The 14,530-nt window shown below is 65.8% G+C and carries 12 protein-coding genes and 1 pseudogene; 5 read left to right on the top strand and 8 right to left on the bottom strand.

Translation table 11 applies throughout. The features are described 5' to 3' along the window. Window positions 1-141: 141 nt before the first annotated feature. Window positions 142-1,011 (bottom strand): LysR substrate-binding domain-containing protein, encoded by an 870-nt coding sequence (locus tag KSS95_RS08210; RefSeq protein ID WP_217853180.1) that lies wholly within the window; start codon window positions 1,009-1,011, stop codon window positions 142-144. Between the two features lie 112 nt (window positions 1,012-1,123). Between KSS95_RS08210 and KSS95_RS08215 the strand changes: the two genes are divergently transcribed. After that, the gene (locus KSS95_RS08215) at window positions 1,124-2,761 is read left to right on the top strand and encodes a 5-guanidino-2-oxopentanoate decarboxylase (RefSeq protein ID WP_217853181.1); all 1,638 of its coding nucleotides are present in this window, start codon (window positions 1,124-1,126) and stop codon (window positions 2,759-2,761) included. A gap of 3 nt (window positions 2,762-2,764) precedes the next feature. Here the strand turns inward: KSS95_RS08215 and KSS95_RS08220 are convergent, their stop codons facing one another. Then, window positions 2,765-3,685 (bottom strand): AraC family transcriptional regulator, encoded by a 921-nt coding sequence (locus KSS95_RS08220; protein WP_217853183.1) that lies wholly within the window; start codon window positions 3,683-3,685, stop codon window positions 2,765-2,767. A gap of 196 nt (window positions 3,686-3,881) precedes the next feature. On the opposite strand from KSS95_RS08220, the gene KSS95_RS08225 reads away from it, so the two are divergent. Next, on the top strand, window positions 3,882-4,175 hold the full coding sequence (locus tag KSS95_RS08225; RefSeq protein WP_217853185.1) for a putative quinol monooxygenase: 294 nt from the start codon (window positions 3,882-3,884) through the stop codon (window positions 4,173-4,175). 42 nt (window positions 4,176-4,217) lie between these two features. After that, complete coding sequence (locus KSS95_RS08230) at window positions 4,218-4,451, top strand: hypothetical protein (protein WP_217853187.1); 234 nt, start codon at window positions 4,218-4,220, stop codon at window positions 4,449-4,451. Here KSS95_RS08230 and KSS95_RS08235 read toward each other — a convergent pair whose 3' ends face one another. Together KSS95_RS08235 and KSS95_RS08240 are read right to left on the bottom strand one after the other, a co-directional pair. Beyond that, window positions 4,452-5,057, bottom strand: a complete 606-nt coding sequence (locus KSS95_RS08235; protein ID WP_217853189.1) for a flavin reductase family protein — start codon at window positions 5,055-5,057, stop codon at window positions 4,452-4,454. It abuts the gene before it with no gap. Window positions 5,058-5,179: 122 nt separating this feature from the next. Then, window positions 5,180-5,425 (bottom strand): annotated as a pseudogene (locus KSS95_RS08240) (heme utilization protein); the annotation flags it as partial. Window positions 5,426-5,765: 340 nt separating this feature from the next. On the opposite strand from KSS95_RS08240, the gene KSS95_RS08245 reads away from it, so the two are divergent. After that, on the top strand, window positions 5,766-6,512 hold the full coding sequence (locus tag KSS95_RS08245) for a COG4705 family protein (protein ID WP_217853192.1): 747 nt from the start codon (window positions 5,766-5,768) through the stop codon (window positions 6,510-6,512). Between the two features lie 63 nt (window positions 6,513-6,575). Here the strand turns inward: KSS95_RS08245 and KSS95_RS08250 are convergent, their stop codons facing one another. From KSS95_RS08250 to bglX, 4 genes are all read right to left on the bottom strand, one after another. Further along, window positions 6,576-7,895 carry an MFS transporter gene (locus tag KSS95_RS08250; protein ID WP_217853194.1) on the bottom strand — a complete coding sequence of 440 codons (1,320 nt, stop codon included), beginning with the start codon at window positions 7,893-7,895 and terminating at the stop codon, window positions 6,576-6,578. A 283-nt stretch (window positions 7,896-8,178) separates the two neighbouring features. Then, entirely contained in the window at window positions 8,179-9,510 is a 1,332-nt protein-coding gene (locus tag KSS95_RS08255) for a sigma-54-dependent transcriptional regulator (protein WP_217853196.1), read from the bottom strand. Continuing rightward, entirely contained in the window at window positions 9,504-11,261 is a 1,758-nt protein-coding gene (locus tag KSS95_RS08260; RefSeq protein WP_217853198.1) for a sensor histidine kinase, read from the bottom strand. The genes KSS95_RS08255 and KSS95_RS08260 overlap by 7 nt, the downstream gene beginning before the upstream one ends. A gap of 119 nt (window positions 11,262-11,380) precedes the next feature. After that, on the bottom strand, window positions 11,381-13,672 hold the full coding sequence (gene bglX / locus KSS95_RS08265) for a beta-glucosidase BglX (protein ID WP_217853200.1): 2,292 nt from the start codon (window positions 13,670-13,672) through the stop codon (window positions 11,381-11,383). Between the two features lie 201 nt (window positions 13,673-13,873). Here bglX and KSS95_RS08270 point away from each other — a divergent pair, with 201 nt between their 5' ends. Continuing rightward, window positions 13,874-14,482, top strand: a complete 609-nt coding sequence (locus KSS95_RS08270; RefSeq protein WP_217853202.1) for a TPM domain-containing protein — start codon at window positions 13,874-13,876, stop codon at window positions 14,480-14,482. The last annotated feature ends 48 nt before the right edge of the window (window positions 14,483-14,530 follow it).

Below are 14,530 nucleotides of genomic sequence, written 5' to 3' on the forward strand. Positions count from 1 at the left end.
CGTAGGTGGCAGCTTGCTGGCGAACCTGGCTATGCGGTGCCTGGCACCGGCCAGGCCGGTGTTCGCCGGCAAGCCGGCTCCTACAGGTTTGCCCCCGTAGGAGTCAGCTGGCGAACAGACGCTGGTGCGATGCCATGTCCGTTACAAGGGCTGCGCTTGCCGGGCAAGCCAATCCATCAGTTCGGCAAGTCCGCTCGGCAGGGTTTTCGAAGGGCTCACCAGGTAATAGCTCTTGCCCGTCGCCACTTTCAGCTCGAACGGCATGATCAGCCGGCCAGCACGCAGGTCGTCGCCGATCAGGGCAAAGTCGCCAATGGCGATTCCCGTCCCCTGCGCAGCCATGGCCATCGCCATGTCCAGCGTCTCGAAATGCTGTTTCGGCCCTTGCGGTTCGAAGCCGGCTTTGGCCGCCTGCAACCACAACCGCCAGTCATGTTCGTCACGCGACGGGTGCAACAGCATCTGCCGCGCCAGGTCGGGCAATTGCAGCGGGCGGTTGCACAGCGTTGGCGCGCAGACCGGCGTCAGTTGCTCGTCGAACAGCTTGCGCACCTGCAGCCCATGATTGGGCGCGGCGCCATACACCACGGCGGCATCGAAGCCTTCACGGCGAAAGTCCACGCCGTGCTGCACCGTGGTGGTCAGCTCCACCGGCACGTCCGGGCGCAGCGCCTGCCACTCCATCAGCCGTGGCAGCAGCCAGCGCATCACGCAGGTCGGGGCCTTCACTTGCAAGGTGGCGCTACGCCCACCCACCTCACGTACACCCTGTTCGATCAAGGTAAACACCTGCTGCACCCGCGGCAGCCAGTCCTGGCCTTCGCGGGTCAGCGTCAGGCCGCGGGCCTGGCGCTGGAACAGCGCATAGCCCAGGTGTTCCTCGAGCCCGGCGATCTGCCGGCTGACCGCGCCCTGGGTGATATGCAACTGCTGCGCGGCACGGGTGAAGTTGCAGTGCTGGGCGGTGATCAGGAAGGTATGCAGGGCGGGCAGGGGTGGCAGGCGTTTCATTCAACTAAGCCATGACTGGAAGACATGGCTAGTATGTGTTTTTTTGCATTGTGGCGATAGCGCGCAGTTGCTTCCATGAGCAGCGATTTCAACAAGAATCGGGTACTCGATAATGGCAACCTGTGGCGAAGTGCTGGTTAAACTCCTCGAAGGCTATGGTGTCGACCATGTCTTCGGCATTCCTGGCGTGCATACCGTCGAGCTGTACCGTGGCCTGGCGGCCTCGTCGGTCCGTCATGTCACGCCGCGTCACGAGCAGGGCGCCGGGTTCATGGCCGACGGCTACGCGCGCACCCGTGGCAAGCCCGGGGTGTGCTTCATCATCACCGGGCCGGGGATGACCAATATCACCACGGCCATGGGCCAGGCCTATGCCGACTCGATCCCGATGCTGGTGATCTCCAGCGTTCAGTCCCGCAGCCAGCTCGGCGGTGGTCGCGGCAAGCTGCATGAGCTGCCTGACCAGTGCGCCCTGGTGGCCGGTGTGGCGGCTTTCTCGCAGACCTTGATGAGCGCCGACGACCTGCCCCAGGTGCTGGCCCGCGCTTTTGCCGTGTTCGAAGGGGCCCGGCCACGGCCGGTGCACATCGAGATCCCGCTGGACGTACTGGTCGAGCCGGCCGACCACCTGCTGGCCACGCGCCCGGTGCGTACAGCCCGCGCCGGAGCGGCGCCCCTGGCGGTGCAGCAGATGGCCGCGCGCCTGGCCAAGGCCCAGCGGCCGTTGCTGCTTGCCGGTGGCGGGGCCTTGGCCGGCGGCCCGGCGTTGGCCCGCCTGGCCGAGTACCTGCAGGCACCCGTGGCGCTGACCATCAATGCCAAGGGCTTGCTGCCGGCGAATCATCCGTTGCAGATCGGTTCGACCCAGACCTTGCCGGCCACGCGGGCGCTGGTGGCCGAGGCCGATGTGGTGCTGGCGATCGGCACTGAGCTGGCCGAGACCGACTATGATGTGACCTTCAAAGGGGGCTTCGAGATCCCCGGCAGCCTGCTGCGCATCGACATCGACCCCGACCAGACCGTGCGCAACTACCTGCCCGAGCTGGCCCTGGTGGCGGATGCCGAGCAGGCGCTCGAGGCGTTGCTGGTAGCCTTGCCGCTGCAAGGGCAGCCGCCTCGCGGTGCCCACTGGGGCGCTGCGCGGGCCGCCCGCCTGCGCGCCGACAACGCCGCGACCTGGGACCAACCGACCCTGAGCCAGACGCGCCTGCTCACCAGCATCCTGGCGGCATTGCCGGATGCCATCCTGGTGGGGGATTCGACCCAGCCGGTGTACACCGGCAACCTGACCCTCGACATGGCTCGGCCACGGCGCTGGTTCAACGCCTCGACCGGCTACGGCACCCTCGGCTATGCCTTGCCGGCGGCCATGGGCGCCTGGCTGGGCAGTGCCGAGGTAGCGGCCGAGCGGCTGCCTGCGGTGTGCCTGATCGGTGACGGCGGCTTGCAGTTCACCCTGCCGGAGCTGGCCAGCGCCGTGGAGGCACAGGTGCCGCTGATCGTGCTGCTGTGGAACAACCAGGGGTATGAGGAAATCAAGAAATACATGGTCAACCGGGCGATCGAGCCGGTAGGGGTGGACATCCATACCCCGGACTTCATCGGCGTGGCTCGGGCCTTGGGGGCCGCGGCCGAGGATGTCGCGGATGTGGCGCAGTTGCAGGCGGCGCTGGGGCGGGCGGTGGAGCGCCGGGGGCCGACGTTGATCCAGGTGGATCAACGCCAGTGGCAGGCAGCGGTGCAGGGGTAGTTATCAGCCGGCGTGCGCGCGCAGCCTGGCCACGTCGCGGATTGGCGGGGCGCCATAGAGGCGGCTGTACTCGCGGCTGAACTGCGACGGGCTTTCATAGCCGACCCGATACCCCGCCACCGCTGCCTCCAGGCCATCGTTGAGCATCAGCCGCCGCGCCTCCTGCAGGCGCAACTGTTTCTGGTACTGCAAGGGGCTCATCGAGGTCACCGCCTTGAAGCGATGATGCAAGGTCGAGGTGCTGAGGTTGACCTCGCGGGCCAGATCCTCGATGCGCAGCGGCTGTTGATAGTGCTGGTTGAGCCAGGCGATGGCCTGGGACACCCGGTGGGTCTGGCTGTTGGCCAGGGCGATCTCGTACAGGCGGTGGCCCTGGGGGCCGCGCAGCAGGCGGTAGAAGATCTCGCGGCGGATCAAGGGGGCGAGGATCGCAATGTCACGCGGCGAGTCCAGCAGCTGGACCAGGCGGATCAGCGCATCGAGCAACTGCGGGTCGGTCTTTTCCACGTACAAGCCGCGCCCGGATGGGCGATTGGGCACCACCATCGGGCTGCTTTCGGCAATCAACTGGCTCAGCTGCGCCGGGTCGATATCCAGGCGCAGCGCCAGGGCCGGCTGCTCCCGGCTGGCCTTGAGCAGCGCCCCGCTGATCGGCAGGGTCACCGACACCACCATGTAGTGCAACGGATCGTAGGCGTAATGCTCATCGCCCAGGATCAGTGTCTTGCTGCCCTGGGCCAGGATGCACAGCGCCGGTTGGGCCAGGGCGGGCATGCCGCGAATGTCTTCCTGGTAACAGGTAAGGTACAGGTCGTCGATGGCCGAGGCCGGGCCATGGGGTTCGCCAGCGTGGCGCTGGATCAGCGTGGCCAGCGCCTGGCGCTGGGGTTCCAGGGTCGAGTCGAAGGGCAGGGACAGGGTCATGTTGGCTTCCTCTATTCCTGCGCAGCATAGGTTTGGGCAATGCCCGGCGCTAGTCGAAAGCTGCACGGCGATTGCCTGATCCTGCCGTGCGGCAGAATCAGGCAATCGCCGTGCAGTAATGGCCTAACGTCGCGCGCGGGGCGGCGCCTAACCTTGGCAGCCTGTTTTCGCCCCCCTAGCGTCAAGGAGATCGTTCATGACCCAGCAGCAACCGGTCACACACCTGGCTTTGATCCGTGCCAGCAACGGTCGTTCGGCGGAACTCGGCATGCGCCTGCGCGACCTGCTCGAGCCCTCGCTGCGCGCGCCAGGCTGCCTGAGTTTCAGCGTGCAACGCTCGCAAGTCGACGCCGACTTGTGGCTACTCAGTGGCAGCTGGCGCGACCAGCAGGCGATGAGTGGTTATTTTGCCTCGCCGACCCTGGAGGTGTTTGGCGAGCTGGTGCAGGCGCAGGTGGTCAGCAGCCTCGACCTTCACACCTTCGCTTAATGTGTAGAATGCCGCCCCTCGATCAATCAGGCGGAGTGCAGCATGGCACGTAAGGAATTTCCCCACTTCGAAGCGGTTTCGGCGATGGTCCCGGTGCAAGGCGGCGGCTACAACGCCGCAATCGCCGTCAAGGCCCTGCACCTGGGCGGCGCGCCGCGCTTTCACAAGGTCCTCGACGGGCAAGTGTTCAACAGCGCACTGGCGGCCGACGAGGCCGCCTGTGCCGAGCTCGAACGCTTGCTGGGCGTCGGCGAGGACGGTGAGTTGATCTTCTGATCAGGCTTGCGGGCGGGCCATCTTGAACAGCTCGCCCAGGGCGAAGTAGTCCGCCGGGCCACCACCACGCAGGATCGGCTCGGCAGCGGCGGTGTCGTAGATGCCGTCCTTGAGCAGATGCTGGGCAATGTGCACGGCCACCACTTCGCCGAGGATCAGCCAGCTGGGCACCAGGGCCTGGTCGGCGCGCTTGAGCTGGACGATCTGGCTCACCTTGCATTCGAAGCTCACCGGGCTTTCGCCCACCCGCGGCACGCCGACCACCCGCGAAGCGCTCGGGGTCAGGCCGCTGAGGGCGAACTCGTCGACATCCGCGGCCACTGCCGCGCAGCTCTGGTTCATCTGTTCGGCCAGTGGGCGGGTGGCCAGGTTCCAGACGAACTCACCGGTCTGCTCGATGTTGTTCAGGCTGTCTTTGCGCCCGACGCTGCAGAAACCGACGATCGGCGGAATGTAGTTGAAGGCATTGAAGAAGCTGTAGGGCGCCAGGTTCAGGCGGCCTTCGCGGTCGTGGCTGGAGATCCAGCCGATGGGGCGGGGACCGACGATGGCGTTGAACGGATCATGGGGCAGGCCGTGGCCTTTGGCGGGTTCGTAGTAGTACATCTGTGCAAGGCCCAGAGGCCCTTCCTGGTGGGGGACGAGGCGCCTAGTGTGCCAAGCCTTGGCCCGGCTGGAAATGCTCAAGCCCGGCAGGTGCCGGGCTGGGTGCACGCCTGGGGCTATCAGCTGAAGCGGTGGGCGTTGGTGCGCTCGAAGCCGTTCTCGGCGAAACGCTGGGCATGGGTGCGGTCGAAGCCGTCCTCGGCGAAGCGCTGGCCGTTGGTGCGGTCGAAGCCATCTTCTGCGTAGTTCACCGCTTGGCTTTGCGCGGTGGCGAAACTGTGGGCGTTGGTACGGTCGAAGCCATCTTCGGCGAAGGCGCCGGTAGCCAGGATCGAAAGGGCCAGGGTGAGGATCAGTTTGTTTTTCATGGTCGTTGCTCCAGTGGATGCGTTGGGTTGTTGTGGCTGTGGAATCAATGCTACTCCTATAAAATTGATTAAAAAGCGCAATAATTTGCGAATAACAATCAGTTTATTAGATGTTGTGCCCGTGATTATTTCCTCCCTTGTGAGGACTGACAGGCAGCGCAACTGAACTGGCGGAGTAGATCGGCTACAGGTTCATAGCATCCGCGCCGGCCATTAATGGGCAATTAACGCTCGCAACCACTCGTCGCGCTCGATCAACGCATTTTTCATGCACGGCCAACCGATTTTTCAGCCTTGGCTGTTCACCATCGCCGCACCCAAACCCTGGAGCGGCACAACAATGAACAAACTCCCGCACATCACCCTGGCCTTCTGGGTCATGAAGATCTGCGCAACCACCCTCGGCGAGACGGCCGGCGACCTGCTGTCGATGACCCTGAACATCGGCTACGCCATGAGTTCGCTGCTGTTGATCAGCGTGTTTGTGCTGACGCTGGTCACCCAGCTCTACTCGCGCCGCTATCACCCGATGCTGTACTGGTTGGTGATCCTGTCCACCAGCACCGCCGGCACCACGATGTCCGACTTCATGGACCGCACCTTGGGCCTGGGCTACGCCACGGGCTCGGCGTTGCTGATCGGCATTCTGCTGCTGACCTTCGCCCTGTGGCGCCTGAGCGGCAACCCGCTGGACGTCAACCGGATCCGCAACCGGGGCGGCGAGTTGTTCTACTGGATGGCGATCCTGTTCTCCAACACCCTGGGCACCGCGTTGGGTGATTACCTGGCGGATGACTCGGGGCTGGGCTTTGCCGGCGGCGCGCTGCTGATCGGCGCGGCCATCGCCGTGGTGGCCGGCGCCCGTTACTGGACTAGGATCTCCGGCGTGGTGCTGTTCTGGATCGCCTTCGTCCTGACCCGTCCGTTCGGCGCCACGCTGGGTGACGTGCTGACCAAGTCGCAGGAAAAAGGCGGGCTGGACTTCGGCACCATCGGTTCGTCGGCGGTGCTCGGTGGGGTGCTGTTGGTGCTGGTGGTGATGGCCACCCAGCAACGTGAGCCGCAGCGCGTGGCTGAGAGGTCTTGAGGAGAAGCAAAAAGGGGCGCCCCGTCATCCGGGGCGCCCCTTTTCATGTGCCGCGAACCAGGATCAGTCAGTGGTGATCCGCGAGTGTTGCTTGGTGTCCTTCATGGTCGCGTACACCAGCAGCGAGCAGGCGATGCAGCCGGTGACGTACCAGTAGAAACCGGTCTCCATGCCGTTGCTCTTGAACCACAGGGCCACGTATTCGGCGGTGCCGCCGAAGATCGACACGGTCAGCGCATAAGGCAGGCCGACGCCCAGGGCGCGGATCTCGGTGGGGAACAACTCGGCTTTGACCACTGCGTTGATCGAGGTGTAGCCGCTGACGATGATCAGCGCCGCCATGATCAGGAAGAACGCGCCCCACCAGGTCTGGATGGTGTGCAGGGTGCTGAGGATCGGCACGGTGAACAGGGTGCCCAGCACGCCGAAGGCGATCAGGATCGGGCGCCGACCGATCTTGTCGGACAGGCCGCCGATCACCGGTTGCAGGCACATGAACAGGAACAGCGTGGCCGCCGAGATGGTGGTCGAGTCGCTGATGCTCATGCCTACGGTGTTCACCAGGTACTTCTGCATGTAGGTGGTGTAGGTGTAGAAGGCCAGGGTGCCGCCCATGGTCAGGCCGACCACGGTCAGCAGCTCCTTGGGGTGGCGCATCAGGGTGCGCATCAGGCTTTCCTTGGACTTCTCCTTCTTGGTGAAGGAGGCGGTCTCTTCCATGCCGCGGCGCAGGTACAGGGCAACCACCGCGCACAGCGCACCGATCACGAACGGTACGCGCCAGCCCCAGGCGTAGAGCTCTTCGGTGGTCAGCACGTTCTGCAGGATGATCAGCACCGCCAGGGCGATGAGCTGGCCGGAGATCAGCGTCACGTATTGGAAGCTGGAGAAGAAACCACGGCGCTCCTTGCTGGCCATCTCGCTGAGGTAGGTGGCCGAGGTGCCATATTCACCACCCACCGACAGGCCCTGCAGCAGTCGGGCGACCACCAACAGGATCGGCGCGGCGACGCCAATGGTTTCGTAGCCAGGGGTCAGGGCGATGACCAGGGAGCCGGCGCACATCAGCAGTACCGAGGCCATCAGCGCCGCCTTGCGGCCCTTGCGGTCGGCGTACAGGCCCATCAGCCAGCCACCGATCGGGCGCATGAGGAAGCCCACGGCGAAGATCGCGGCGGTATTGAGCAGTTGCGCGGTGGTGTCGCCAGCCGGGAAGAAGGCCTTGGCGAAGTACAGCGAGAATGCGGCGTAGACGTACCAGTCGTACCATTCGACCATGTTGCCGATGGAACCACTGAAGATCGATTTGAGGCGGCTGGCGGTGGATTTTTCCGCGGCGGGTGCAACGGCCGCCCCGGTGGGCAGAGTGCTGGCGTTATCCATCAGGGGATACCTTCTCGTTGTTTTTGTGGAGCGCGCCTGAGCGCAGCTTGAGAAGGGTTTTGCAGAAGCTGTGCCAAATGGGTGCGTGATGATCCGTTCGGGGGCATTCAAGGCCTTTGCTGGCAACGCCGGCACCTACGCAAGCTGCACGAATCCTGGCACGACAGCGATTGCTGGAGGCGCCGGCCGTGCCGGCGAAGGGCTGCAGCGCAGCCCTGGCACTATCAGGAAAATAGGCGATATCCCGCTCACTCAGCCCTTCGAGTAGGCGGAATTCCGCTTATCATTCGCCGAGAAAATCCTCGCGCACCAGCCCATGTCGCTGCATTTTCTCGTTCAGCGTGCGCCGGGGCAGTTGCAGCGCTAGCATCACCGCCTTGATCTCCCCCTTGTGCTGGCGCAGCGCGGCACGCAGGCACTGGGCCTCGAAGGCCTCCATCTGCCCGGCCAGCGAGTGCGTCTCGGGCGCGGCGGCCAAGCTTGGCGCATCCAGCCCCAGGGCATGGCGTTCGGCGGCATTGGCCAGTTCGCGCACATTGCCGGGCCAGTCATGGGCCAGCAGTTGCGCCAACTGCGCGCCGCTTACCGACGGGGCGTTGCGCCCCAGGCGTTCGGCGCTGGCACGGGCGAAGTGCTCGAACAGCAGCGGGATATCCTCACGCCGTTCGCGCAGCGGCGCCAGGCGCAGCTCGGCGACATTCAGGCGGTAGGCCAGGTCCTCGCGGAAGCGTCCGGCACGGGCCTCCTGCAGCAGGTCGGGCTTGGTCGCGGCGATGATTCGCAGGTCCACCTCGATGCTCTGGTTGGCCCCCAGGCGCTCGAGCTTGTGCTCCTGGATCACCCGCAGCAACTTGGCCTGCTGGGCCAGCGGCATGCTTTCGATCTCGTCGAGGAACAGCGTGCCGCCGTTGGCGTACTCCAGTTTGCCAATGCGCTTGCCCTGGGCACCGGTGAAGGCACCGCTTTCGTGGCCGAACAGTTCGGCTTCGAACAGGCTCTCGGGGATCGCCGCGCAGTTGAGGGCGACGAACGGCTTGTCGGCGCGCGGGCCGAAGTCGTGCAGGCAGCGGGCCACCCGTTCCTTGCCGCTGCCGGTCTCACCACGGATCAGCACGTTGACCGGCAGGCTGGCCAGCTCGAGCACCTGGCGGCGCAACTGCTGCAAGCCTTGGGACATGCCCAGCAAGGTGCTCTCCAGCTGTGCCTTGAGATCGGCCTGTTCGTGCAGGCGGCGGTTCTCCAGCACCAACTGGCGTTTTTCCAGGGCGCGGCCCAGGCTGCCCATCAGGTGCTGCGGGGTGAAGGGTTTTTCCAGGAAGTCGTAGGCGCCGTTGCGCATGGCCTCCACCGCCATCGGCACGTCGCCGTGGCCGGTGAGCAGGATCACCGGCAGGTCGGGGTCCAGCTGGCGCAGGCGTTCGAGCAGTTGCATCCCCGACAGGCCAGGCATGCGCACATCGCTGAGCACCACCCCGGGAAAATCGCGCGGCAGTTGGGCCAGGCAGTCTTCGCCACGGGCGAACAGCTGCACGCTGAAGCCCGACAGGCTCAGCCACTGTTCCACCGCGGTGCGGATGCTGGCTTCGTCGTCGACGACGATCACTGAATTCAACATACAGGCTCCAGGTCGCGGGGCAGGGTCAGGCTGAAGCGCGCGCCGCCCGGCAGGTTGTCGACCTGCAGGGCGCCGCCGGCATCGACCACGATGCCATAGGAGATCGCCAGGCCCAGGCCCAGGCCTTCCCCGACCGGCTTGGTGGTGAAGAACGGGTCGAAGACCTTGGCCAGGTCGGCCTCGGCAATGCCGCCGCCAGAGTCGAGCACGCTCAGGCGCCACAGCTCGGCGTCGGCCTCGATACGGATTTCCAGACGTTTGTAACGCTTGTCGGCCATGGCGTCGAGGGCGTTGCGCAGCAGGTTGATCAGCACTTGCTCCAGGCGGATCGCGTCACCGCGCACCCAGGCCGGGCGCGCCAGGTACAGGGCTACCTCGACACCCTCGGCGCGGATGCGCGCGTCGAGCAGATGCAGGGCCTGGTCAACCACCGTGGCCAGGTCCATGCGTTCGCGCAGGCCGCCAGGGCTGTTGCGCGCGAAGGTCTTCAGGTGGCCGGTGAGCGCGGCCATGCGCGTGAGCATTTGCTCCAGTGGCTCCAGGGCCTGGCGGGCCTGTTCGTAGCGGCCATGGTCGAGCAGCAGGCGCAGGGTTTCCAGCTGCATGCGCTGGGTGGTCAGCGGCTGGTTGATCTCGTGGGCCAGGGCGGCCGACATCTGCCCCAGCGCCGCCAACTTGGCCGATTGCACCAGGCCTTCCTGGGCGGTGCGCAGCTCGCGGGTGCGCTCCTCGACCAGGCCCTTGAGCTGCTCGCGGCTGCGCTGGCGCAGGCGGGCCAGGCGCAAGCGCTGGCTGACGAACAGCGCGGCGAACACCAGGGTCAGCCAGACCGCGGCGGCGGCCAGCGCGGCGTTGCGCCCGTCCTCGGCCACCTGGGGCTTGCGCAGCAGGTGCAAGGTCCAGCCCTCGGCTTCCAGTGGCAGGCTTTCCCAGAGGTAGTCGGCGCTGCCATCGGGGCCTTGCACGCGGGTCAGGTGGCTGTTGTCGGCGAAGCGGGTCAACGCCTGGTGCTGCAGCGGCACCAGCGGCTGCTTGTCGTACTGGCGGGTTTCGGCCAGTTCGGCGCGGTCGACGCCGCTGAGCGGCTGCAGTTCGCGATAACGCCAGCCGTCCTGGTTGGCGATGAAGGTGATGCCGCGGGCGTCGCTCACCAGCAGGATATCGTTGCCCTGGCGCCATTCGCGTTCAAGCTCGGGGAACTCCAGCTTGACCACCATGGCGCCGAGGAAGCGGCCGTGTTCGTCGTTCACCGCGCTGGCCAGGAAGTAGCCCGGCACGCCGCTGGTCACGCCGACCGCATAGAAACGGCCGCTACCCTGGCTGCGGGTCTGCTTGAAATAAGGGCGAAAGCCGTAGTTGGAGCCCACGTAGGTGGTCGGCAGGCGCCAGTTGCTGGCGGCGATGGCCAGGCCGGTGCGGTCGAGCAGCTCGAGGGTCGATGAGTTGGCGGCGCCGTTGATGCGTTCGAGCTTGCGGTTCAGGGCATCCTGCACCTGCTCGGTGACGGGGCCGCGCAGGGCGTCGATCAGTTCGGGGTCCAGCGCCAGCACCGCGGGCAGGGCGCGGTAGCGCTCGATCAAGGTATGCAGGGCGTTGGCGTACAGGCCCAATTGCTGGCTGGCCCGCCGGGCGTCGGTCTCCATGGCCTGGCGCTTGGCCTGGTGCATGGCCCAGCCGGCACTGAGGGTGGTGCCGACCAGGATCAGCAGGATGATCAGGCCCAGGCGCAGGGCGCGGAAGGATGAGGGCATGGAGCGAATCCGGGGTGTCGATTGTCTGTGCCGGCCTTATCGCCTGGCAAGCCCGCTGCCACAAGCTTTACAACAGACTTGTGGCAGCGGCCCTGCCCGGCGAGCAGGCCGGGTGTGGCTTACAGCAGTTCGAAGCTCTGCTGCTGAACCGCCTCGGAGTCGAGGCCGACCTGGACATTGAACTGGCCCGGCTCGGCGACGTGCTGCAGCTGGCCATTGTAGAACTTCAGGTCCTCTTCACTGATGTCGAAGGTCAAGGTTCGCGACTCGCCGGCCTTGAGCATCAGTTTCTGGAAGTTCTTCAGTTCCTTCACCGGGCGGCTCATCGACGCGCTCTGGTCCTGGATGTACAGCTGCACCACGGTTTCGCCGTCACGCTTGCCGCTGTTGTTCACCGTCACCTTGGCCTGCAGCTTGGCGCCGCGCGCCAGCTTCGTCGCCGACAGCTTGAGCCCGGACAGCTCGAACTGGGTGTAGCTCAGGCCGTAGCCGAACGGATACAGCGGGCCGTTGGGCTCCTCGAAGTACTGCGAGGTGTAGTTGCCGGGTTTGCCCGGGGTGAACGGCCGGCCGATGCGCAGGTGGTTGTAGTACATCGGGATCTGCCCGACCGAACGCGGGAAGGTGATGGCCAGGCGCCCGGACGGGTTGTAGTCGCCGAACAGCACGTCGGCGATGGCGTTGCCGCCTTCGGTGCCGCTGAACCAGGTTTCCAGGAGGGCGTCGGCCTGCTCGCGCTCCCAGGCGATCGACAGCGGACGACCGTTCATCAGCACCAGTACCAGTGGCTTGCCGGTGGCCTTCAGCGCCTTGATCAGCTCGCGCTGCACCGCCGGGATTTCCAGGGTGGTGCGGCTGGAGGACTCGTGGGACATGCCGCGGGACTCGCCGACCACGGCCACCACCACGTCGGCCTGCTGCGCGGCCTTGACCGCCTCGTCGATCAGCACTGCGGCCGGGCGCAGGTCGTTGACGATTTCCGGGGCGTCGAAGTTGAGGAAGTTCAGGTAGTCGAACATCGCCTTGTCGCCGGTGACGTTCGAGCCCTTGGCGTACAGCAGTTTGGCCTTGCCTTCGACGGCGCGGCGCAAGCCCTCGCGCACGGTGACCGAATGCTGCGGTTTACCGTCGGCGGCCCAGCTGCCCATCATGTCGATCGGGGCGTCGGCCAACGGGCCGACCAGGGCGATGGTGCCGCTTTTCTTCAGCGGCAGGGTCTGCTCGCGGTTCTCCAGCAGTACCAGGCCGCGGCGCGCCACGTCGCGCGCGGCGGCGCGGTGCAGGCGGTCCTCGGCGTAGTAGTCGTCGAGGTCGGTCTCGGCCTTGGGAATACGCACATACGGGTCCTTGAACAGGCCCATGTCGTACTTGGCGCCCAGTACTTCGCGCACCGCCTGGTCCAGCTCGCCCTGGCTGACTTCGCCGGACTTGAGCAAGCCTGGCAGCTCCTCGCCGTAGAGGGTGTCGTTCATGCTCATGTCGATACCGGCCTTGATCGCCAGCTTGGCAGCTTCGCGGCCGTCGCGGGCGACGCCATGGCGGATCAGTTCCTGGATGGCGCCGTGGTCGCTGATGGTCACGCCCTTGAAGCCCCACTCCTTGCGCAGCAGGTCGTTCATCAGCCAGGTGTTGGCGGTGGCCGGCACGCCGTTGATCGAGTTCAGCGCCACCATCACGCCGCCGGCACCGGCGTCGAGCGCGGCGCGATAAGGGGGCAGGTAGTCGTTGTACATCTTCGCCAGGCTCATATCGACCGTGTTGTAGTCGCGCCCGCCCTCCACCGCGCCGTACAGGGCGAAGTGCTTGACGATGGCCATGATGCTGTCGGCGTTGGCTGGGCTTGTGCCCTGGAACGACTTGACCATTACCTGGCCGATCCTCGAGGTCAGGTAGGTATCTTCGCCGAAGCCCTCGCTGGTGCGGCCCCAACGCGGGTCACGGGCGATGTCGACCATCGGCGCGAAGGTCATGTCCAGGGAATCGGCCGCGGCTTCGATGGCCGAGGTGCGGCCCACCTTGGCGATGGCGTCCATGTCCCAGGACGAGGCCAGGCCCAGGCCGATCGGGAAGATGGTGCGTTCGCCGTGGAGGGTGTCGTAGGCGAAGAACATCGGGATCTTCAGGCGGCTGCGCATGGCAGCGTCCTGCATCGGCCGGTTCTCGGGGGCGGTGCGCGAGTTGAAGGTGCCGCCGATGCGGCCGGCGGCGATCTCCTCGCGGATCTTCTCGCGGGGCATCTCGGGGCCGATGCTGATCAGGCGCAACTGGCCGATTTTCTCGGCCTCGGTCATCTGGCCGACCAGGTGATCGATGAACGCCTGCTTGTCTTGCAGGGGCGGGGCGGTGGGGGCGGCCAGGGCCGCCTGACTGGCAAGGCCCATGGCCAGGCCCAGCAAAGACAGTTTCATCATCAGTTCCGTTGTCGTGTGAAAGCGGTTTGCGAGACGTTTCCTACGTTCGTTGTTGTAGAGTCCGCCGGGTATATGCCGGATCATTCGTCCATGATCCGGCGCAGTCGCGGATTATGCCTTATATAGGCCGCTTGTTGAGATACACTCTCGCCCACCCGAATGCCGGGATAACAACGATAAGAACGCTCGAGAGACGATGGCATGACCGAATACGAACAGCGCCAGATCGCCGAGGCGATCGCCCGCGCCGAGCGGCGCACCGACGCCGAGCTGGTCACGGTGCTGGCGCGCCGCGCCGACGACTTCCCCTACCTGCCTTTGCTGTGGGCCGCGTTGCTGGCCTTGCTGGTGCCGGGCCTGCTGCACCTGTGGCTGGGCGGGGTGGGCGTCAACGGCCTGCTGCTGGCGCAGATGCTCACGTTCATCGGCCTGTGCCTGCTGTTGCGTCATCCGCGCCTGGCACCCTGGGTGGTGCCGCCGGTATTGCGCCGACGGCGCGCCTCCGGGCTGGCCCGCCAGCAGTTTCTCGAACTCAACCTGCAGCGTACCGCCGGCGCCACCGGGGTGCTGATCTTCGTCAGTGAAGCCGAGCGGCACGTGGAGATCCTGGTCGACGAGGGCATTGCCCGGCACCTGCCCGAGCAGGCGCGGGCGTTGATCGTCGCCCGGTTTGCCGAGCAGGTGCGCCAGGGGCACACCCTCCAGGGCTTCGTCGAGTGCATCGAAGCCTGTGGTGAACTGCTCAGCGAGCATGTGCCGCCGACCCACGCGCGCAACGAGTTGCCCAATCGACTGGTCATCCTCGATTGACCGGCGCCCATCGCGAAACCCTTCGCGATGGGCCGTCATCGACGTAGA

It is taken from the genome of Pseudomonas muyukensis (assembly GCF_019139535.1).
GTDB lineage: Bacteria > Pseudomonadota > Gammaproteobacteria > Pseudomonadales > Pseudomonadaceae > Aquipseudomonas > Aquipseudomonas muyukensis.